This window comes from Streptomyces sp. NPDC058045, assembly GCF_042885635.1.
Taxonomy (GTDB): Bacteria; Actinomycetota; Actinomycetes; order Streptomycetales; family Streptomycetaceae; genus Streptomyces.
In genome coordinates this window covers 267,769-288,001 of record NZ_JBHVRR010000001.1, presented here as the reverse complement: position 1 = coordinate 288,001, position 20,233 = coordinate 267,769, and the positions used below count along the sequence as shown (strand labels likewise).

The following is a 20,233-nucleotide window of genomic DNA, read 5'->3' as shown; positions in this document are numbered from 1 at the left end:
CGCGACCCCCGGGGGACCAGATGACGAACACGGACAGGGCGGCCGGGACGGACAGGACGGCCACCCGCCGCGCGGAACCGGAACCGCCGCACGCCGGTCCGCTCACCGGTGTGCGGGTCGTGGAGCTGGCCGGTATCGGCCCCGGCCCGTTCGCCGCGATGCTGCTGGCCGACCTCGGCGCCGACGTGGTCCGGGTCGATCGCCCCGGCGGCCCCGGCCTCGGCATCGATCCGCGGTACGACGTCACCAACCGCAACAAGCGCTCGGTGCTGCTCGACCTCAAGTCCCCCGAGGGCCCGGGCCGGCTGCTCGATCTGGCCGAGCGGGCGGACGTACTGATCGAGGGCTACCGCCCGGGTGTCGCCGAACGGCTCGGTGTGGGGCCCGAGTTGTGCCTCGCCCGCAATCCGCGGCTGGTGTACGGGCGGATGACCGGCTGGGGCCAGGACGGTCCGCTCGCCGAGCGCGCCGGGCACGACATCGGCTATATCGCGGTGACCGGCGCCCTCGGCATGATCGGCACCCCCGGCACCCCGCCGCCTCCCCCCGCCAACCTCCTCGGGGACTACGCGGGCGGCTCCCTCTATCTCGTCGTCGGAGTGCTCGCCGCCCTGCACCACGCCCGTGCCACCGGTACCGGGCAGGTGGTGGACGCGGCCATCGTGGACGGCACCGCGCATCTGTCCTCGATGATCCACGGGATGCTCGCGGCCGGCGCCTGGCAGGACCGCCGCGGCGCCAACCTCTTCGACGGCGGCAGCCCGTTCTACGGCTGCTACCGCACCGCGGACGGCGGCCATATGGCGGTCGGGGCGCTGGAGGAGCAGTTCTACCGGGAGTTCTGCGAGCTGCTGGGGCTGGACGAGTCGGCGCCGCCGCGGGAGGACATCGGCCGCTGGCCCGAGCTGCGGCAGGCCGTCGCGGACCGCTTCGCCACCCGGACCCGGGACGAGTGGGCGGAGGTCTTCGCCGACTCGGACGCCTGTGTGGCGCCGGTGCTCTCGCTGCGGGAGGCGCCCGCCCACCCGCATCTCGCGGCCCGCGGCACCTTCACCGAACACGGCGGCCTCACCCAGCCCGCCCCCGCCCCCCGCTTCTCCGCCACCCCCACCGCCGTACGCACCCCGCCCGCCCAGCCGGGAGACGGTACCGCCGACGTCGTACGGGACTGGGGCCTGCCCGACTGGCCCGCGGCCGGTACCCCCGCGCCCTGACGGTCCGCGACGCGCCCCGAACCGCCGCCCATCCCACGAAGGACACCACGCCCGATGCCCATGGACCGCAGGATCTTCACCGCGGAGCACGACGCCTTCCGCGAGACCGTGCGCACCTACCTTGCCAAGGAGGTGCTGCCGTACTACGAGCAGTGGGAGAAGGACGGCATCGTCTCCCGCGCGGCCTGGCTCGCCGCCGGCCGGCAGGGCCTCCTCGGGCTCGCCGTCCCCGAGGAGTACGGCGGCGGCGGGAATCCCGACTTCCGCTACAGCGCTGTCCTGGCCGAGGAGTTCACCCGCGCCGGCGCCCCCGGCTTCGCCATCGGACTGCACAACGACATCATCGGCCCCTATCTGACCTCCCTCACCACCGAGGAGCAGAAACGGCGCTGGCTGCCCGGCTTCTGCTCCGGCGAGACCATCACCGCCATCGCCATGACCGAACCCGGCGCCGGCTCCGACCTCCAGGGCATCCGCACCAGGGCCGAGGACCGCGGCGACCACTGGCTGCTCAACGGCGCCAAGACCTTCATCTCCAACGGCATCCTCGCCGACCTCGTCGTGGTGGTGGCCCGCACCACCCCCGAGGGCGGCGCGCACGGCCTGTCCCTGCTGGTCGTGGAGCGCGGAACGCCCGGCTTCGAACGCGGCCGCAACCTCGGCAAGATCGGCCAGAAGTCCCAGGACACCGCCGAACTGTCCTTCACCGATGTGCGCGTCCCCAAGGAGAACCTGCTCGGGGAGCTCAACGGCGCCTTCGGTCATCTGATGACCAACCTCGCGCAGGAGCGGATCGCCATCGCCGTAGCCGGGATCGCCGCCGCCGAGCACCTGCTGGAGATCACCATCCGCTACGTCAAGGAGCGCGAGGCCTTCGGCCGGCCGCTCGCCAAGCACCAGCACATACGCTTCGAGATCGCCGAGCTGGCCACCGAGTGCGCCGTCACCCGAAGCTTCCTGGACCGCTGCATCGAGGACCACGCCGAAGGCCGCCTGAACGCGGTGCACGCCTCGATGGCCAAGTGGTGGGCCACCGAACTCCAGAAGCGCGCCGCCGACCGCTGCCTGCAGTTGCACGGCGGATACGGGTACATGAACGAGTATCCGGTCGCGAAGGCCTTCACCGACGGCCGCGTCCAGACCATCTACGGAGGCACGACCGAGATCATGAAGGAGATCATCGGCCGTTCCCTGCTCGCCTGACCGCGGCCCCCGGCGCCCACCCGCCGCCGCCCGCCCGGCCCCGGGCCGCCCCACATACACGCCCCACCATCACGAAAGGCACCGACAGTGAGCACCGAAGCGTATGTGTACGACGCGATCCGCACCCCGCGCGGCCGCGGCAAGGCCAACGGGTCCCTGCACGGCACCAAGCCCATCGACCTGGTCGTCGGCCTCATCCACGAACTGCGCGAGCGGTTCCCCGACCTCGACCCGGCCGCCGTGGACGACATCGTGCTGGGCGTGGTCAGCCCCGTCGGCGACCAGGGCTCCGACATCGCCCGGATCGCGGCCATCGCCGCCGGCCTGCCCGACACCGTGGCCGGCGTCCAGGAGAACCGCTTCTGTGCGTCCGGTCTGGAAGCCGTCAACCTGGCCGCGGCCAAGGTGCGTTCGGGCTGGGAGGACCTGGTGTTCGCGGGCGGCGTGGAGTCCATGTCGCGGGTGCCGATGGCCTCCGACGGCGGCGCCTGGTTCGCCGACCCGATGACCGGCTTCGAGACCGGCTTCGCCCCGCAGGGCATCGGCGCCGACCTGATCGCCACCGTGGAGGGCTTCACCCGCCGCGACGTGGACGAGTACGCCGCCCTCTCCCAGGAGCGCGCCGCCCAGGCCTGGAAGGAGGGCCGCTTCGACCGCTCCGTGGTGCCGGTGCGCGACCGCAGCGGCCTCACCGTCCTCGACCGGGACGAGCATCTGCGGCCCGGCACCACCGCCGACTCGCTGGCCTCCCTCAAGCCGTCCTTCGCCGACATCGGCGAACTCGGCGGCTTCGACGCCGTCGCGCTGCAGAAGTACCACTGGGTCGAGCGCATCGACCACGTCCACCACGCGGGCAACTCCTCCGGCATCGTGGACGGCGCCTCCCTGGTGGCGATCGGCTCCCGCGAGACCGGCGAGCGCTACGGGCTGCGGCCGCGGGCCCGGATCGTGTCCGCCGCCGTATCCGGTTCCGAGCCGACCATCATGCTGACCGGGCCCGCGCCCGCCACCCGCAAGGCCCTCGCCAAGGCCGGGCTCACCATCGAGGACATCGACCTGGTGGAGATCAACGAGGCCTTCGCCGCGGTCGTCCTGCGCTTCGTCCGCGACATGGGCCTCAGCCTCGACAAGGTCAACGTCAACGGCGGCGCCATCGCCCTCGGCCACCCGCTCGGCGCGACCGGCGCGATGATCCTCGGCACCCTCGTCGACGAACTGGAGCGCCAGGACAAGCGCTACGGACTGGCCACCCTCTGCGTCGGCGGCGGTATGGGCATCGCCACCATCGTCGAACGCCTCTGACCGCCCCGCCCCCGGCACACCCCTCTTACGGAGCCTTAGCCATGACCGAGAGCACCACCATCCGCTGGGAGCAGGACGGCACCGGAGTCGTCACCCTCGTCCTGGACGACCCCGGCCAGTCCGCCAACACCATGAACCAGGCCTTCAAGGCCTCCCTCACCGCCATCGCCGACCGCCTCGAAGCGGAACGCGACACCATCCGCGGCGTGATCGTCACCTCCGCCAAGAAGACCTTCTTCGCCGGTGGCGACCTGCGCGAACTCGTCGCCGTCACCCCCGAGAACGCCCAGCAGGCCTTCGAGACCGGCGTCGGCATCAAGCGCGATCTGCGCAGGATCGAGACCCTCGGCAAGCCGGTCGTCGCCGCCCTCAACGGCGCGGCCCTGGGCGGCGGTTACGAGATCGCGCTCGCCTGCCACCACCGCGTCGCCCTGGACACCCCCGGCTCCAAGATCGGCCTCCCGGAGGTCACCCTCGGCCTGCTCCCCGGCGGCGGCGGAGTGGTACGCACCGTACGGCTGCTCGGCATCGCCGACGCGCTGCTGAAGGTGCTGCTCCAGGGCAACCAGTACAACCCGCGGCGCGCCCTGGAGAACGGGCTGGTGCACGAGGTGGCCGGCACCCCGGAGGAGATGCTGGCGCAGGCGCGGGCCTTCATCGACGCCAACCCCGAGTCGCAGCAGCCCTGGGACCGCCCCGGCTACCGCATCCCCGGCGGCACCCCGGCCACCCCCAAGTTCGCCGCCAACCTGCCGGCCTTCCCCGCCAACCTGAAGAAGCAGACCGGCGGCGCCCCCTATCCGGCGCCCCGCAACATCCTCGCGGCCGCGGTCGAGGGCTCCCAGGTCGACTTCGAGACCGCCGCCACCATCGAGGCGCGCTACTTCACCGAGTTGGTCACCGGCCAGATCTCCAAGAACATGACCCAGGCCTTCTTCTTCGACCTCCAGGCGGTCAACTCCGGTGCCAGCCGCCCCAAGGAGATCGAGCGGCGCACGGTCCGCAAGGCGGCGGTGCTCGGCGCCGGGATGATGGGCGCCGCCATCGCGTACACCTGCGCCCTCGCCGGGATCGACGTCGTCCTCAAGGACGTCACCGAGGAGGCCGCCGCCAAGGGCCTGGGCTACTCGGAGCAGCTCTGCGAGAAGGCCGTGGCCCGCGGGCGCACCACCCGGGAGAAGGCCGACGCGCTGCTCGCCCGGATCACCGCCACCGCGGACCCGGCCGCGCTCACCGGCTGCGACGCGGTGATCGAGGCCGTCTTCGAGGACGCCTCCCTCAAGCACAAGGTGTTCCAGGAGATCCAGCACCTGGTCGAGCCTGACGCACTGCTCTGCTCCAACACCTCCACCCTGCCCATCACCCTGCTCGCCGAAGGCGTGGAACGGCAGCGGGACTTCATCGGGCTGCACTTCTTCTCACCCGTCGACAAGATGCCCCTGGTGGAGATCATCAAGGGCGAGCACACCGGCGACGAGGCCCTGGCCCGCGCCTTCGACCTGGTGCGGCAGATCAACAAGACGCCCATCGTGGTCAACGACTCCCGCGGCTTCTTCACCTCCCGCGTCATCGGCCACTTCATCAACGAGGGCGTGGCGATGGTCGGCGAGGGCATCGAGCCCGCCTCCGTGGAACAGGCCGCCGCCCAGGCCGGCTACCCGGCGAAGGTCCTCTCCCTGATGGACGAGCTGACCCTCACCCTGCCGCGGAAGATCCGCCTGGAGACCATGCGGGCCGTCGAGGAGTCCGGCGGCACCTGGACCCCGCACCCCGCGGAGCGGGTCCTGGACCGGATGATCGACGAGTTCGGCCGCCCCGGCCGCAGCGGCGGCGCCGGCTTCTACGAGTACGGCGAGGACGGCAAGCGGACCCGGCTGTGGCCCGGCCTCCGGGAGCACTTCACGGTCCCCGGCACCGAGATCCCGTTCCGCGACATGCAGGAGCGGATGCTCTTCGCGGAAGCGCTGGACACGGTACGGCTGCTGGAGGAAGGCGTCCTGGCCTCCGTCGCCGACGCCAACATCGGCTCCCTCCTCGGCATCGGCTTCCCCGGCTGGACCGGCGGCGTCCTCCAGTACATCAACGGCTACGAGGGCGGACTCCCCGGCTTCGTAGCCCGCGCCCGGGAACTGTCCGACCGCTACGGCGACCGCTTCCAGCCCCCCGCACTGCTGCTGGCCAAGACGGAGGCGGGGGAGACCTTCCACGACTGACGCCGGCGACGGCTGCTGACCGCCGCTGACGGCTGCTGACGGCTGCGCGAGGAGTGAGCACTGCTCTCCTGAAGCGGGGCTCACTCCTTGCGGAGCCACTCGCGTACTTCCTCGCGCAGTGAGCGCTGGAAGGCGGTGGCCAGGGCCTGGACCACCAGGGGCTGCATATGGGCGGAGAGCGAGCGCACCTCGTCGACCCGGCCCGGCCCCGCCCCGTCGCCCGTGCCCGGTTCGCCCACCGCGTCCCGGAACAGCCGGGACAGTTCGGCCGCCGCCTGCCGGGCGTGGTCCAGCAGCACCCCGCGGGCCGCGAGTATCGCCTCGTGCGCCAGCGGCACGTCCAGCAGTTCGAGGCCGAGCCGGAGCAGCCCCAGATCCACCCGGTGGGTGCCCTCGGTGTCGCCGGGGGCCAGCACACCCATCGCGGCCAGCCGCTCCAGACCCTCTGCGGACAGCTTCCGCCCGGCCCGCTCGGACAGCGCCGCCGTGCTCTCCTGCACCGAGGAGTCCGGCGCCCAGGACGCCACCACGGCCCGGTGCAGGGCGAGTTCACGCGCGTCGAGGCCGGGCGGCAACTGCTCCAGATAGCGTTCGATGGCGGCCAGTGTCATGCCCTGCTGCCGCAACTCCTCGATGAGGGCGAGCCGCCCCAGATGCTCCTCCCCGTAGCGCCCCACCCGGCGGGGACCGATCTCCGGCGGCGGCAGCAGACCGCGGGTGCTGTAGAAGCGGATGGTGCGTACGGTCACCCCGGCGCGTGCGGCCAGCTCATCGACGGTGAGCGTCGGCTGAGGGGTGGTGCCCGTCGTCATGAGGCTCCTCGCTTCCACGGTGGTGTCCGGTGCAACAGTATTGCTGTCGCACCGACACTGTGAAAGACACCGCCCACCCCCTGCACCCCCGCCCCGCCCCCGCTCACCTGCCCCGCCCGTCCCGCGCATACTGAGACGCAGGAGGTGGGCGCGGTGGCACAGGCCGAGAGCGGCGGAGGACTTCCGGGGCGCACCGGGGAGGCGGAGCCCCTGCCACCGGAGCCCGGCGGCATCCTCTGGGACTCCGCGGGCGACATCCGGATGCTGCTCGCCCTGCCCGCCGCCCTCACCCTCCAGGTCGCCCACCCCGCCGTCGGCGCGGGCGTCGCCGAGCACTCCGTGTACCGCACCGACCCCTGGGGCCGCGGCGCCCGCTCCCTGCGCTCCGTCCTGCTCTGGGTGTACGGCGGACCGGCCGCCGCCGAGGAGGGCCGCCGGCTGCGCGCCCTGCACCGCACCATCAGCGGCACCGACACCCGCGGCCGCCCCTACCGCGCCCTCACCCCCGCCACCTACGCCTGGGTGCACGCCACCGGCTTCCCCGTCTTCCACCACTGCCGCCGCTATCTCTACGGGCGCCCCTACACACCCGAGGAGGAACGCCGGGTCTACGCGGAGTGGCTCCAGGTGGGCCGCGTACTGGGGCTGCGGGAGGGCGATATGCCGGGCAGCGTCGAGGAGTTCTGGCCCTACTACCGCCGGATGCTGCCCGAGCTGGAGGCGACGCCCGTCGTCCGCGACCTGGTCGACGCCGGGCTTCCGGTGCCGCCCCCGGACCGCGGGCCGCGGGCGCTGCTGCTGCCGCTGCGCGCCCTCTGGCCGCTGCTGCGACGGCCGGCCGGCCACTTCCGCCGCTTCATCATCCTCGGCCTGCTCCCACCCGACGCCCGCACCACCCTCGGCCTCCCCTGGACCCCGCGCCAGGAACGCCGCCTCCGCCACCTCAGCCGCTGCCTCACCCTCCTGGTACCCCGGCTCCCGGAACGCCTCCGCTACCTCCCCGCCGCCCGCCGCGCCCGCACCGCCCACCGGGCGACGTCCACCGGCGACGCCCCCAACCGCCCCCGGACTGCGGGGACTTGACCGTCGGCCGCACCCCTCAGACCGCCTCCACCACCAGCCGTGTCGCCTCCCGTGCGCAGCCCCAGGAGACGGTGACGCCCGCGCCGCCGTGGCCGTAGTGGTGGACCAAGGCCCGGCCGTCGGGCCGTACTTCGCGTTCCAGGCGGACCGCGGGCCGGGCGGGGCGCAGGCCCACCCGGTGGCCCAGGATTCGGGCGTCCGCCAGCTCCGGCCGTACCCGGGCGCAGCGTGCCACGATCTCCGCGGCGGTCCGCTCGTCCGGCTCCGGCCGGTACACGTCCTCCTCGGCGGTGCCGCCCAGCAGCAGCCGTCCGGGCTGCGGGAAGAAGTACGTGGTGGCCGCGCCGGCCGAATCGGCGTCCGCGTACCAGGTGTCGACGCCCGGATTCTCCACCAGCACCACCTGCCCCCGCACCGGCCGCACCGACTCGTCCGGCACCAGCCAACGGGCCCCGATACCCGAGCAGTTGACCACCGTGGGCGCCTCGGCCAGGGCCTCGTCCAGGCTGTCCAGCGTCCGCCGGAGCACGGTGCCCCCGGCCGCCCGCAGCCGGTCCTCCAGCCAGGCCAGATACACCGGCATGTCCACCAGCGGCAGCCGTGCCCACAGACCGCCGCCCGGACACTCCGCCGCGGTGGCCGCCCGCAGCTCCCGCACCTCGGCCGCCCACCGGCCCAACCTCGACAGCCGGGCCCCGGCATGGACGCCCGGCACCAGCCGCACCCCGGTCGCCCCCGGATCCGCCGCCAGCTCCTCGAAGACCCGCAGCGACTCCACCGCCCAGCCGCCGACCTTCGCCTCCGGTTCGATCCGGTACGGCCACCACAGGGCGCCGGCCACCGAGGACGTCGTCCCGCCCGGCGGCTCCCGCGTCCACACCGCGACCCGGCGCCCGCGCTCCGCCAACTCCACAGCGGTGGTCAGCCCGATGACGCCACCGCCCACCACGATCACCTCAGCGTCCATCAGCGGACCGTAACCCGCCGGGCACCCCAAACGGGAGACGGCCGAGGGGCGGACCCCGTGACAGAGCCCGCCCCTCATCCTCCTCGGCTCAGCGGCCGCCGCCCCGCTTCGGGTCGACCAGCCCCGCGCGGCGCAGGGCGTCGGCCATGGCGCTGTTCGCCGGGGCCGGGGCCGGACGCCCGCCACCGCCGCCCGCACCACCGCGTCCGCCCTGACGCTGGCGGCCGCCACCCTGGCCCTGCCGCCCTTGCTGCTGCCGTCCCTGCTGGCGTTGCTGCCGCTGCTGAGGCGGACGGCCGCCGCCGCGACCGGACCCGCCCTGCTCGGCGCCGCCGTCCTGCCCGGACGCGGCCTCGTCGTCCAGCCGCAGCGTCAGCGAGATCCGCTTCCGCGGGATGTCCACATCGAGGACCTTCACACGGACGATGTCGCCCGGCTTCGCCACATCCCGTGGGTCCTTGACGAACGTCCTGGACATGGCGGAGACATGCACCAGCCCGTCCTGGTGCACCCCGATGTCCACGAAGGCGCCGAACGCGGCCACATTGGTGACCACACCCTCCAGCACCATCCCCGGCTCCAGGTCCGACAGCTTCTCCACGCCCTCCCGGAAGCTCGCCGTACGGAACGCGGGGCGCGGGTCGCGGCCCGGCTTCTCCAGCTCGCGGAGGATGTCGGTGACCGTGGGCAGCCCGAAGGTGTCGTCCACGAAGTCCTCCGGGCGCAGCGAGCGGAGGGCGCCGGTGCTGCCGATGAGGCCCGCCACATCACCCCCGGCGCTCCCGGCCATCCTCCGCACCACTGGATACGCCTCGGGGTGCACGCTGGAGGCGTCCAGCGGGTCGTCCCCGCCGCGGATCCGCAGAAAGCCCGCGCACTGCTCGTACGCCTTGGGACCGAGGCGGGAGACGTCCTTGAGGGCCCGGCGGGAGCGGAACGGGCCGTTGCCGTCGCGGTGCGCCACGATGTTCTCGGCGAGGCCGGAGCCGATACCGGAGACCCGGGCCAGCAGCGGCGCGGAGGCCGTGTTGACGTCCACCCCGACGCCGTTGACGCAGTCCTCGACCACCGCGTCCAGCGACCGGGACAGCTTCACCTCGGACAGGTCGTGCTGGTACTGGCCGACCCCGATGGACTTGGGGTCGATCTTCACCAGCTCGGCCAGCGGGTCCTGGAGCCGCCGGGCGATGGACACCGCGCCGCGCAGCGACACATCCATGTCCGGCAGCTCCTGCGAGGCGAACGCGGACGCCGAGTACACCGAGGCGCCCGCCTCCGACACCATCACCTTGGTCAGCTTCAACTCCGGGTGCTTCGCCAGCAGTTCACCGGCCAGCTTGTCGGTCTCCCGGGAGGCGGTGCCGTTGCCGATGGCGATCAGCTCCACCGCGTGCTCCTTCGCCAGCGCGGCGAGCCTGGCGATCGCCTCGTCCCAGCGGTTCTGCGGCACATGCGGGTGGATCACATCCGTCGCCACCACCTTGCCGGTGGCGTCCACCACCGCGACCTTCACCCCGGTACGGAAACCGGGGTCGAGGCCGAGGGTGGCGCGGGTACCGGCCGGCGCCGCCAGCAGCAGATCCCGCAGATTCGCCGCGAAGACCCGCACCGCCTCGTCCTCGGCAGCCGTACGCAGCCGCAGCCGCAGATCGATCCCGAGGTGCACCAGGATCCGGGTGCGCCAGGCCCAGCGCACCGTCTCCGCCAGCCAGCGGTCCCCGGGGCGGCCGCGGTCGGCGATACCGAAGCGCGCGGCGACCGCCGCCTCGTACCCGGAGGGCTCGGCCGGGGTGCCGTCCGCGGTGGGCTCCTCCGGCTCCAGGACCAGGTCGAGCACCTCTTCCTTCTCGCCGCGCAGCATGGCGAGCACCCGGTGCGAGGGCAGCTCGGTGAACGCCTCGGCGAAGTCGAAGTAGTCGGCGAACTTGGCGCCCGCCTCCTCCTTGCCGTCCCGGACCCGGGCCGCCAGCCGGCCCCTGGTCCACATCCGCTCCCGCAGCTCCCCGATCAGATCCGCGTCCTCGGAGAAGCGCTCGGTGAGCACCGCACGTGCCCCGTCCAGCGCGGCCTGCGCGTCCGGCACGCCCTTCTCCGCGTCGACGAAGGCGGCCGCCGCGGCCTGCGGATCCACCGAGGGATCGGTCAACAGGCCGTCGGCCAGCGGCTCCAGACCCGCCTCGCGGGCGATCTGCGCCTTGGTGCGCCGCTTGGGCTTGAACGGCAGATAGATGTCCTCCAGCCGCGCCTTGGTCGCCGCGCCCCGGATCTGCGCCTCCAACTCCTCGGTGAGCTTGCCCTGCTCACGCACCGAGTCCAGTACGGCGCCACGCCGTTCCTCCAGCTCGCGCAAATACCGCAGCCGCTCCTCAAGCGTGCGCAGTTGCGCGTCGTCGAGCATCTCGGTGGCTTCCTTGCGGTACCGGGCGATGAACGGCACCGTAGAACCGCCGTCGAGCAGCTCCACGGCGGCCTTCACCTGCCGCTCCCGTACGCCGAGCTCCTCGGCGATCCTGCCTTCGATGGACCCGGCCTCGGACGACCTGGATGCCAGGGGTGTTGTCACTCCCGTACCGCCTTCTCCACTGGGTTGCGCGGCAATTGTGGCAGGCGGCACCGACAGCGCGGGTCAGCCGGGCCCCCGGGGCGCGCCCCCGCACGCCCTCAGCGCTTGCCCACGATGCCCCTCGGGAAGGCACCCGCCGCCACCACGAGGCCTCACCAGTTCACGGGGCGGCGCGGGCGGCGAGCTAGGCCGCGGACGGGTCCTCGATACCGATCGCCGCCAGTTCCGCGCCGAGTTCGGGCGCGAAGTAGTGCGCGGAGTGCAGGGCGTTGAGCGGCGCAGGGCACCGCCGGACGGTGCGCTCGGGGCGAGGGTCGCTCACCGGCGACACGTTACTGACGGGCGGTACGCCGGAAAGGGCGGCCCTGGTGGGCCGGTTGACGTGTCAGGGGGCCGGGTCGTGGGACGGGGCCCAGGTAAAGCGGGGGGTGCGGCGCTCCAGGAACGCGGTGACGCCCTCCTCCCGTTCACCGCTCAGCCGGGCCTGCCGCTCCCAGTGCGGCGCCCGGTCCGCCCGCCCGGCGGTGAACTCCTTCGCCGCGGCCTGTGTCAGTTGCGACCGCGCCGCCAGGACAGAGGTGAACTCCGTTACCCGCGCGCCGAGTTCGTCCCCCGGCAGCACCTCGTCCACCAGCCCGGTACGCAAAGCCCGCTGAGCCGACACCAACTCCCCTGAGAACAGCAGGTACTTGGCGGTCGCCGGACCCACCAGCGCGGTCAACCGAGCCGTGGAGGAAGCCGAGTAGACGATGCCGAGCTTGGCCGGGGTCACCCCGAAGAGCGCGTCCTCGGCGGCGAACCGCAGATCGCAGGCGGCCGCGAGCTGGCAGCCGCCGCCCACACAGTGCCCCCGCACCACCGCCAGCGTCGGCTTGGGGAACGCGGCCAGTGCCTCCTCCGCGAGCACCGACAGGAGTTGCGGATCGCGGGCGCCGGGTGGTGCGTCCGGCGGGGAGTCCGGCACCGAGCGCAGGGTGGAGATATCGGCACCGGCGCAGAAGGTGCCGCCCTCGCCGGTGAGCACCAGGATGCGGACCTCGTCGTCGGCGGCCAGCCGGTCCAGCAGCGGCGGCACCGAGCGCCACATCGCGGTGGTCATGGCGTTCCGCTTGGCGGGGTGGCGGATCACGACGGTGGCGACACCGTCCGCGACGGTGTCCAGCAGCTCGGGCTCCATGCGCCGGATGCTATCCGCCGCCCTTCGGTGCCCGACGCCCGGCGGGACGGACCGGCGCACCGGGGGGCGTGCGCCACCCGCGTACCGGCGCCCGGCACGACAAGCCGATGAGCGCCGTACGACCCTGATGCCACCCCAAGTGGTCGCAGCCCCAAGGTGATCTGTCAGCAACGGTCGGCAATCACCGAATAACCGGATAGTTCTGGTCAGTTGTCCGGTGTGCCCGTATGCATCCCCACACTCGTCATGTGGTGACAATCGAGCGCAAGGGCGGAAACCGGACGATGGACAGCGGAGGGTGGGGAAGTCTTGCACACCCGCAGGACACCGGCGGGGCACCGCCGGGACCGGCGGCACCCCTGCCGTACGAGGGGGTCTGGCGCTTCACCGCCCCCGCCGCCGACTCCTCCGTACCGCAGGCCCGGCACGCCGTCCGCGATCTGCTGGCCCGCCAGCGGGTGCCCGCCGCGGACGAGGTCGTACAGGGCCTGCTCCTGATCGTCTCCGAGCTGGTCACCAACGCGGTACGCCATGCCGCGCTGCTCTCCCCGATGCTGGCGGTGGAGGTCGGCGTGGGCGCCGAGTGGGTGCGGGTGTCGGTGGAGGACGACCACCCCTACCGGCCGTCCGCGCTGGAGGCCGACTCGGGGCAGACCGGCGGCCGCGGCCTGCTGCTGGTCCGGGAGATCACCCGGGAGGCGGGCGGGGCCTGCGACGTGGAACATACCGCGGGCGGCGGGAAGATCATCTGGGCGGCGCTGCCGCTGGACCCGGCCGCCGCCGGACTCACCAGCCCGCGGCCGGACCTGTCAGCTCCCTGACCGCGGGGCGCACCGCGTCGAGCACCGTCGGGAACCACGCCGAGAACGGATCCCGGCTGTGCCGCTCGGCCAGCTCCGCCGCCGACACGAAGGCGGTCGCCCCGATCTCCTCGGGATCGGCCCGCAGCTCCTGCTGCACCAGCCCGACGAAGAGGTGGTTGTACTCCTGCTCCACCAGGCCCGACTCCGGATCCGGGTGGTTGTAGCGCACCGTGCCCGCCTCCGCGAGCAGCGAGGGCGAGACCCCCAGCTCCTCGTAGGTGCGCCGGGCCGCCGCGGCGAACGGCGCCTCACCCGGGTACGGGTGCCCGCAGCAGGTGTTGGACCACACACCGGGGGAGTGGTACTTGCCGAGGGCGCGCTGCTGGAGCAGCAGCCGGCCCTGCTCGTCGAAGAGGAAGACGGAGAAGGCGCGGTGGAGCAGGCCGGGCGGCTGGTGGGCCTTGAGCTTCTCCTCGGTGCCGATCGTCTTGCCGTCCTCGTCGACCAGCTCCAGCAGGATCGCGCCGGAGGTGCCGTTCGACGAGAGGTTCTCCGCGGTGGCAGGTGTGGTCGGCATACCCATCCTTCGATTCGGTCTCGAAATCCCCAGTCTGCCGCACCGGGACGGCCCGCAGCAGGCTGTCCGGACCGCATGTCCCGCCCACGGCGGGGTCCATCCGATCATGCCCTCGCCGGGCCCCGGGACACGGCGGGGTAGCGCACCTGGGGGCGCACAGGGGTGCGGGGGTGCACACCGGCGCGTTCACCGCTGTGCCCCCTGTCCCCCCTCCTCGGCGCTCGGTGCCGTCCCGGTGCTGTCCCGGTGCAACTGCCAGCCCTGCCAGGCGGATTGGACCATCTCGCGCACCCCGCGCCGTGCCGTCCAGCCGAGTTCGGCCTCGGCCAGGGCCGCCGAGGCCACCGCCCGGGGCGCGTCCCCGGGGCGCCGCGGATCGACCAGCGGAGCCCGCCCGTCCCCGGTCACCTCGCCGATCAGGGTGATCAACTCCCGTACCGAGACGCCCTCTCCGCGGCCGATGTTGACGGTGAGATCGCGGCCGTCCTCCGGGACGGCGTCCGCCGCGGCGAGGCGGTGGGCCGCGGCGAGGTGGGCCTCGGCGAGGTCCGCGACATGGATGTAGTCGCGGATACAGGTGCCGTCCGGAGTCGGGTAGTCGTCGCCGAAGATCCGGGGGGCCTCGCCGCGGGTGAGGCGGTCGAAGACCATCGGGATGATGTTGAAGACCCCGGTGTCGGAGAGCGAAGGCTCCGCGGCACCGGCCACGTTGAAGTACCGCAGACACACGGTGTCCAGCCCGTGCGCCCGCCCGGCCGCCCGCACCAGCCACTCACCGGCCAGCTTCGTCTCCCCGTACGGCGACATCGGCAGGCACGGCGTCCGTTCGGTGATCACACCGTCCGGGATCTCCTCCGGAGGGGGGTTGCCGTAGACGGCGGCCGACGAGGAGAAGGCGAGGCGCCGCACGCCGGCCTCGGTCATCGCCGCCAGCAGGGTGTTGAGCCCGCCGAGGTTCTCCGCGTAGTACCGCAGCGGCTCGGTCACGGACTCGCCGACCTGCTTGCGGGCTGCGAGATGCACCACACCGGTCACCCGGTGCTCGGCCAGCACCCGGCGGACGAGCCGCGGATCGGTGGTGGAGCCGGTGACGAGCGGCACCTGCTCCGGCAGCCGGGACGGCACCCCGGACGACAGGTCGTCCAGCACCACCACCCGCTCGCCGGCGCCGTGCATGGCGTGCGCCACATGTGCCCCGATGTATCCGGCCCCGCCGGTGATCAGCCACGTCATGGCGGACCACCCTATGCCGGATCCCGGACGCGGTCCCGGGCCGGCCTCCGGTCCGTGCCACCCCAGGCCGCCCCGCCTCCGCCGACGGGACGCGGTTTGGTCCGGGGGCCACGATCCGCAATGATGATCACCGGCCGGACCAGGCCCGCGGAAGCGGACCGTGAACGGGTGGTGAACGGCTCCCTCCGGCTATCCGATAATGTCTGCCGACATGCCGCCGCCCGGCCATGCCGGGCCGGCCGGGGCCCCAGCGCACCTTCGGACCGGGGCCGCCCGCCTTCGCACCGCCGGCGTCCGCACCCGCCGGCACACCAGGGAGTGAGTTCGTCTGTCGACCGCCATCCTCACCGGCCAGCCGGCTCCCGGATCGCCGCTAGAGGCCGATCTGCGGGCGCTCGGCTTCGACGTCCGGCCGGCCAGTGACGCCGCAGAGGCCGAGACGCTGCTCGCCGAGGTACCGGCCGGCCGGCGGGTGGCCCTGGTCGACGCCCGCCTGGTGGGGCACCGGCACGCCCTGCGGCTGGGCCTGACCGACCCCCGCTTCGAGGCGGCCGCCGTCCCCGGCGCCGTCACCGCCCGCCCCGCCGCCCGCCCCGCACTGGCCCGCGCCCTGCACGAAGCGGCCGCCGACCCCGCCGACCCCGCCGACCCGGCCCCCGCCGAGGCCCGCACCGCGGTCCGCGCCCCCGTCGCCGGGCTCGCCGACCGGACCGCGGACGCCCTCACCGAAGCGGGCACCGCAGTGCACCGCCCGGAGTTGGGCTCCCTGGTGGCCGCCGTCCCGGCCGACCCGCAGGCCGCCGCCGAGGCCCGGCAGGCGGTCGCCGCCGTGGACGACGAGGCGGTCAGGCTGCGCAGCGCCGTCAAGGCCCGCGACGGCTTCTTCACCACCTTCTGCATCAGCCCCTACTCCCGCTACCTCGCCCGCTGGTGCGCCCGCCGCGGCCTCACCCCCAACCAGGTCACCACCGCCTCGCTGCTCACCGCGCTGATCGCCGCGGGCTGCGCGGCCACCGGCACCCGCCCCGGCTTCGTCGCGGCCGGCGTCCTGCTCCTCCTCTCCTTCGTACTGGACTGCACCGACGGCCAACTGGCCCGCTACTCCCTCCAGTACTCCACCCTCGGCGCCTGGCTCGACGCCACCTTCGACCGCGCCAAGGAGTACGCCTACTACGCGGGCCTGGCACTCGGTGCGGCCCGCGGCGGTGACGACGTATGGGCGCTCGCGCTGGGCGCGATGGTCCTCCAGAGCTGCCGCCACGTGGTCGACTTCTCCTACACCGAGGCCTACGTCAACAACGCGCCCGCCAGCGGCAACACCAGCCCCACCGCCGCTCTCTCGGACCGGTTGGACAGCCTCGGCTGGACGGTGTGGCTGCGCCGCATGATCGTGCTGCCGATCGGTGAACGCTGGGCGCTGATAGCGGTGTTGACCGCCGCCACCACCCCCCGGATCACCCTGGTGGTGCTGCTCGTCGGCTGCGCGCTGGCCGCCTGCTACACCACGGCGGGCCGGTTGCTGCGCTCCCTCAGCGCGGCCGCCCGGCGCACGCCCCGCACCGACCGCGCCGCCGCCGCGCTCGCCGACCTCGCCGACGGCGGCCTGATCGCCGACTCCTTCGGCCAGGCCCTCGCCCCCGTCGCCCGCCGCCTGCCGCGCCGCCTCTCCGACTTCACGGCACCCGCCGTCGCCCTCCTGGGCGCCGCCCTGGTCACCGCCGTCAGCGCGGCCTGCGACTACGGGAGTTGGTGGCCGGTGGTCGCCGCCTGCGGCTACTGCGGGGCGGCCGGACTGGCCACCGCACGGCCCCTCAAGGGCGCCCTGGACTGGCTGGTCCCGCCCTTCTTCCGGGCCGCCGAGTACGGCACCGTACTGATCCTCGCCGCCCGCGCCGGGGTGAACGGAGCACTGCCCGCGGGCTTCGGGCTGGTGGCCGCCGTCGCCTACCATCACTACGACACCGTCTACCGCATCCGCGGCGACGCCGGTGCCCCTCCGAAGCGGCTGGTCCGGCTCATCGGCGGACACGAGGGCCGCGTGCTGCTCGTCACCGTGCTGGCCGGACTGCTGGCCGCCCCCGATTTCCCGCTCGCGCTCACGGTGTTCGCCGTGGCCGCGGCCGTGGTGGTGCTCTTCGAGAGCATCCGCTTCTGGGTGTCCGCCCACCAGGGCGGCGCACCCGCCGTACACGACGAAGGAGAACCCGCATGATCGGCCTCGTGCTGGCGGCCGGCGCCGGACGGCGTCTGCGTCCCTACACCGACAGCCTCCCCAAGGCACTGGTGCCGGTCGGTCCCGAGGGCATAGAGGACGGCCCGACCGTACTCGACCTCACCCTGGGCAACTTCGCCGAGATCGGCCTCACCGAGGCCGCGGTCATCGTCGGCTACCGCAAGGAGGCCGTCTACGAGCGCAAGGACGCCCTGGAGGCCAAGTACGGCCTCAAGCTGACCCTGATCGACAACGACAAGGCCGAGGAGTGGAACAACGCCTACTCCCTGTGGTGCGGCCGGGACGCGCTGAAGGACGGCGTGATCCTCGCCAACGGCGACACCGTGCACCCGGTCTCCGTGGAGCGCAGCCTGCTCGCCGCCCGCGGTGACGGCAAGCGCATCATCCTCGCCCTGGACACCGTGAAGCAGCTCGCCGACGAGGAGATGAAGGTCGTCGTGGAGCCCGGGAAGGGCGTCCGGAAGATCACCAAGCTGATGGACCCGGCCGAGGCCACCGGCGAGTACATCGGCGTCACCCTCATCGAGGGCGAGGCCGCCGCCGACCTGGCCGACGCCCTGAAGACCACCTTCGAGCGGGACCCCCAGCTCTACTACGAGGACGGCTACCAGGAGCTGGTCAACCGCGGCTTCACCATCGACGTGGCCCCCATCGGCGACGTGCCGTGGGTCGAGATCGACAACCACGACGACCTCGCCAGGGGACGGGAGATCACATGCCGGTACTGACACGGCTGATCCCCTCGCCGATCGCCGTCGACATCCGGCCCGGCGCCCTCGACGATCTCGGCACGGTCCTCGCCGACCAGCGGATCTCCCAGTCGGGCCGGCTGGCCGTCGCCATCAGCGGCGGCTCCGGCGCCCGCCTCCGCGACCGCATCGCCCCCGCCCTCCCCGGCGCCAGCTGGTACGAGGTCGGCGGCGGCAGCCTGGACGACGCGATCAACCTCGCCGACGCCATGAAGTCAGGGCGCTACGACGCGGTGGTGGGCCTCGGCGGCGGCAAGATCATCGACTGTGCGAAGTTCGCCGCCGCCCGACTCGGCCTGCCGCTGGTCGCGGTGGCGACCAACCTCGCCCACGACGGCCTCTGCTCCCCGGTCGCCACCCTCGACAACGACGCGGGCCGCGGCTCGTACGGGGTGCCCAACCCGATCGCGGTGGTCATCGACCTCGATGTGATCCGCGAGGCCCCGATCCGCTACGTCCGCTCCGGCATCGGGGACGCCGTCTCCAACATCTCCTGCGTCGCCGACTGGGAGTTGTCGCACCGCGAGACCGGCGAGCAGATCGACGGCCTGGCCGCCGCGATGGCCCGCCAGGCCGGGGAGGCCGTACTGCGGCACCCCGGCGGCGTCGGTGACGACGGCTTCCTCCAAGTGCTCGCCGAGGGCCTGGTGATGACCGGTATCTCCATGTCCGTCGCCGGTGACTCGCGGCCCGCCTCCGGCGCCTGCCACGAGATCAACCACGCCTTCGACCTGCTGCACCCGCGCCGCGCCGCCAGCCACGGCGAACAGGTCGGCATCGGGGCTGCGTTCGCCATGCATCTGCGCGGCGCCCGGGACGAGGCGGTGCACATGGCGGAGGTGCTGCGACGGCACGGGCTGCCGGTGCTGCCGGACGAGATCGGCTTCAGCCGGGAGGAGTTCACCGAGGTGGTGGCGTTCGCGCCGGAGACCCGCCCCGGCCGCTACACCATCCTCGAACACCTGGCGCTGTCGAGGGACCAGATCAGGGACGCATACGCCGACTATGCAAAGGCCATCGGCAGTTGAACCGCAGCCGGCCGCGCACCCCACCCGGGCGCGCGGCCGGGCCCGGTGCGCAGACGCGGAAGCGAGGCAGACACGTGAACAGGGCTGAGAAGGCCGCACCCGCCGCCCCGGCCGGCGAGGCCACCCGGCCGCTGAAGGTCGGCGCGGTCGTCATCACCATGGGCACCCGCCCCGACGAACTGCGCGCCCTGCTGGAGTCGGTGGCCGCCCAGGAGGGCGATCCGGTCGAGGTCGTCGTCGTCGGCAACGGCTCCCCGGTCCCCGACGTCCCCGACGGCGTGCGCACCGTGGAACTCCCCGAGAACCTCGGCATCCCCGGCGGCCGCAACGTCGGCATAGCGGCCTTCCGCAGCGCCACCGGAGACGGCTACGACGCCGACATCCTGCTCTTCCTCGATGACGACGGGCTGCTGGAGCGGCACGACACCGCCGAGTTGTGCCGGCAGGCGTTCACCGACGACCCGCACCTCGGCATCGTCAGCTTCCGTATCGCCGACCCGGACACCGGCGTCACCCAGCGCCGGCACGTACCGCGGCTGCGCGCCGCCGACCCGATGCGCTCCTCCCGCGTCACCACCTTCCTCGGCGGCGCCAACGCGGTACGCACCGACGTCTTCGCCCAAGTCGGCGATCTCCCCGGGGACTTCTTCTACGCGCACGAGGAGACCGACCTGGCCTGGCGCGCCCTGGACGCCGGCTGGCTCATCGACTACCGCGCCGACATGGTCCTGCTGCACCCGACCACCGCCCCCTCCAGGCACGCCGTCTACCACCGCATGGTGGCCCGCAACCGCGTCTGGCTGGCCCGGCGGAATCTGCCCGCCCCGCTGGTCCCGGTCTACCTCGGGGTGTGGCTGCTGCTGACGCTGGCCCGCCGCCCCTCGGGCCCGGCGCTGAGGGCCTGGTTCGGCGGCTTCCGGGAGGGCTGGACCACGTCCTGCGGTCCCCGGCGCCCCATGCGGTGGCGTACGGTGTGGCGCCTGACCCGCCTCGGCCGCCCTCCCGTGATCTGACAGAGTCGGGTCTGAGACCATCGGGCCGTACCACGGTCCCTTGCTCCCGCCTGTGCCCGGACC

The 20,233-nt window shown here is 73.2% G+C and carries 17 protein-coding genes; 10 read left to right on the top strand and 7 right to left on the bottom strand.

Annotation, left to right across the window (positions count from 1 at the left end):
- The first annotated feature begins 20 nt into the window (after positions 1 to 20).
- From ACFVST_RS01350 to ACFVST_RS01335, 4 genes are all read left to right on the top strand, one after another.
- On the top strand, positions 21 to 1,214 hold the full coding sequence (locus ACFVST_RS01350) for a CaiB/BaiF CoA transferase family protein (protein ID WP_390145642.1): 1,194 nt from the start codon (positions 21 to 23) through the stop codon (positions 1,212 to 1,214).
- 60 nt (positions 1,215 to 1,274) lie between these two features.
- Positions 1,275 to 2,417, top strand: coding sequence for an acyl-CoA dehydrogenase family protein (locus ACFVST_RS01345; RefSeq protein WP_390145726.1), 1,143 nt, complete (start codon positions 1,275 to 1,277; stop codon positions 2,415 to 2,417).
- Positions 2,418 to 2,504: 87 nt separating this feature from the next.
- Positions 2,505 to 3,719: an acetyl-CoA C-acetyltransferase gene (locus ACFVST_RS01340; RefSeq protein WP_390145639.1), complete on the top strand. Its 1,215-nt coding sequence runs from the start codon at positions 2,505 to 2,507 to the stop codon at positions 3,717 to 3,719.
- Between the two features lie 41 nt (positions 3,720 to 3,760).
- Positions 3,761 to 5,932, top strand: a complete 2,172-nt coding sequence (locus ACFVST_RS01335) for a 3-hydroxyacyl-CoA dehydrogenase NAD-binding domain-containing protein (RefSeq protein WP_390145637.1) — start codon at positions 3,761 to 3,763, stop codon at positions 5,930 to 5,932.
- A gap of 80 nt (positions 5,933 to 6,012) precedes the next feature.
- On the opposite strand, the gene ACFVST_RS01330 is transcribed toward ACFVST_RS01335, so the two are convergent.
- Complete coding sequence (locus ACFVST_RS01330; protein WP_390145635.1) at positions 6,013 to 6,744, bottom strand: MerR family transcriptional regulator; 732 nt, start codon at positions 6,742 to 6,744, stop codon at positions 6,013 to 6,015.
- Positions 6,745 to 6,897: 153 nt separating this feature from the next.
- Here ACFVST_RS01330 and ACFVST_RS01325 point away from each other — a divergent pair, with 153 nt between their 5' ends.
- Positions 6,898 to 7,827, top strand: coding sequence for an oxygenase MpaB family protein (locus ACFVST_RS01325; protein ID WP_390145633.1), 930 nt, complete (start codon positions 6,898 to 6,900; stop codon positions 7,825 to 7,827).
- A gap of 16 nt (positions 7,828 to 7,843) precedes the next feature.
- On the opposite strand, the gene ACFVST_RS01320 is transcribed toward ACFVST_RS01325, so the two are convergent.
- The 4 genes from ACFVST_RS01320 to ACFVST_RS01305 form a co-directional block, all read right to left on the bottom strand.
- Positions 7,844 to 8,794 carry an FAD-dependent oxidoreductase gene (locus ACFVST_RS01320; RefSeq protein WP_390145631.1) on the bottom strand — a complete coding sequence of 317 codons (951 nt, stop codon included), beginning with the start codon at positions 8,792 to 8,794 and terminating at the stop codon, positions 7,844 to 7,846.
- 88 nt (positions 8,795 to 8,882) lie between these two features.
- Positions 8,883 to 11,357 carry a Tex family protein gene (locus ACFVST_RS01315; protein WP_390145630.1) on the bottom strand — a complete coding sequence of 825 codons (2,475 nt, stop codon included), beginning with the start codon at positions 11,355 to 11,357 and terminating at the stop codon, positions 8,883 to 8,885.
- A 184-nt stretch (positions 11,358 to 11,541) separates the two neighbouring features.
- On the bottom strand, positions 11,542 to 11,679 hold the full coding sequence (locus ACFVST_RS01310) for a hypothetical protein (protein ID WP_390145628.1): 138 nt from the start codon (positions 11,677 to 11,679) through the stop codon (positions 11,542 to 11,544).
- A 63-nt stretch (positions 11,680 to 11,742) separates the two neighbouring features.
- The gene (locus ACFVST_RS01305; RefSeq protein WP_390145627.1) at positions 11,743 to 12,534 is read right to left on the bottom strand and encodes an enoyl-CoA hydratase/isomerase family protein; all 792 of its coding nucleotides are present in this window, start codon (positions 12,532 to 12,534) and stop codon (positions 11,743 to 11,745) included.
- Between the two features lie 248 nt (positions 12,535 to 12,782).
- Here ACFVST_RS01305 and ACFVST_RS01300 point away from each other — a divergent pair, with 248 nt between their 5' ends.
- Positions 12,783 to 13,355, top strand: coding sequence for an ATP-binding protein (locus tag ACFVST_RS01300; RefSeq protein ID WP_390145625.1), 573 nt, complete (start codon positions 12,783 to 12,785; stop codon positions 13,353 to 13,355).
- On the opposite strand, the gene idi is transcribed toward ACFVST_RS01300, so the two are convergent.
- Both idi and galE read right to left on the bottom strand, forming a co-directional pair.
- The gene (idi, locus tag ACFVST_RS01295) at positions 13,321 to 13,914 is read right to left on the bottom strand and encodes an isopentenyl-diphosphate Delta-isomerase (protein ID WP_390145623.1); all 594 of its coding nucleotides are present in this window, start codon (positions 13,912 to 13,914) and stop codon (positions 13,321 to 13,323) included. The genes ACFVST_RS01300 and idi overlap by 35 nt on opposite strands.
- Before the next feature lie 186 nt (positions 13,915 to 14,100).
- A complete protein-coding gene (gene galE, locus ACFVST_RS01290; protein WP_390145621.1) occupies positions 14,101 to 15,147 on the bottom strand; it encodes a UDP-glucose 4-epimerase GalE in 1,047 nt (348 codons plus the stop codon).
- 328 nt (positions 15,148 to 15,475) lie between these two features.
- Here galE and ACFVST_RS01285 point away from each other — a divergent pair, with 328 nt between their 5' ends.
- The 4 genes from ACFVST_RS01285 to ACFVST_RS01270 all read left to right on the top strand — a co-directional run bounded on the left by ACFVST_RS01285 (position 15,476) and on the right by ACFVST_RS01270 (position 20,170).
- Entirely contained in the window at positions 15,476 to 17,359 is a 1,884-nt protein-coding gene (locus ACFVST_RS01285; protein WP_390145724.1) for a DUF5941 domain-containing protein, read from the top strand.
- Positions 17,356 to 18,108, top strand: a complete 753-nt coding sequence (locus ACFVST_RS01280) for a sugar phosphate nucleotidyltransferase (RefSeq protein ID WP_390145620.1) — start codon at positions 17,356 to 17,358, stop codon at positions 18,106 to 18,108. The genes ACFVST_RS01285 and ACFVST_RS01280 overlap by 4 nt, the downstream gene beginning before the upstream one ends.
- A complete protein-coding gene (locus ACFVST_RS01275; RefSeq protein ID WP_390145618.1) occupies positions 18,096 to 19,157 on the top strand; it encodes an iron-containing alcohol dehydrogenase family protein in 1,062 nt (353 codons plus the stop codon). The genes ACFVST_RS01280 and ACFVST_RS01275 overlap by 13 nt, the downstream gene beginning before the upstream one ends.
- A 158-nt stretch (positions 19,158 to 19,315) precedes the next feature.
- A complete protein-coding gene (locus ACFVST_RS01270) occupies positions 19,316 to 20,170 on the top strand; it encodes a glycosyltransferase family 2 protein (RefSeq protein WP_390145722.1) in 855 nt (284 codons plus the stop codon).
- The last annotated feature ends 63 nt before the right edge of the window (positions 20,171 to 20,233 follow it).

What these genes read in the sequence shown, in the direction of transcription:
- ACFVST_RS01305 (WP_390145627.1), bottom strand. Translation starts at nt 12,534, where the DNA reads ATGGAGCCCGAGCTGCTGGACACCGTCGCGGACGGTGTCGCCACCGTC.
- ACFVST_RS01335 (WP_390145637.1), top strand. Translation starts at nt 3,761, where the DNA reads ATGACCGAGAGCACCACCATCCGCTGGGAGCAGGACGGCACCGGAGTC.
- ACFVST_RS01330 (WP_390145635.1), bottom strand. Translation starts at nt 6,744, where the DNA reads ATGACGACGGGCACCACCCCTCAGCCGACGCTCACCGTCGATGAGCTG.
- ACFVST_RS01320 (WP_390145631.1), bottom strand. Translation starts at nt 8,794, where the DNA reads ATGGACGCTGAGGTGATCGTGGTGGGCGGTGGCGTCATCGGGCTGACC.
- ACFVST_RS01280 (WP_390145620.1), top strand. Translation starts at nt 17,356, where the DNA reads ATGATCGGCCTCGTGCTGGCGGCCGGCGCCGGACGGCGTCTGCGTCCC.
- galE (WP_390145621.1), bottom strand. Translation starts at nt 15,147, where the DNA reads ATGACGTGGCTGATCACCGGCGGGGCCGGATACATCGGGGCACATGTG.
- idi (WP_390145623.1), bottom strand. Translation starts at nt 13,914, where the DNA reads ATGCCGACCACACCTGCCACCGCGGAGAACCTCTCGTCGAACGGCACC.
- ACFVST_RS01350 (WP_390145642.1), top strand. Translation starts at nt 21, where the DNA reads ATGACGAACACGGACAGGGCGGCCGGGACGGACAGGACGGCCACCCGC.
- ACFVST_RS01275 (WP_390145618.1), top strand. Translation starts at nt 18,096, where the DNA reads ATGCCGGTACTGACACGGCTGATCCCCTCGCCGATCGCCGTCGACATC.
- ACFVST_RS01345 (WP_390145726.1), top strand. Translation starts at nt 1,275, where the DNA reads ATGGACCGCAGGATCTTCACCGCGGAGCACGACGCCTTCCGCGAGACC.
- ACFVST_RS01270 (WP_390145722.1), top strand. Translation starts at nt 19,316, where the DNA reads ATGGGCACCCGCCCCGACGAACTGCGCGCCCTGCTGGAGTCGGTGGCC.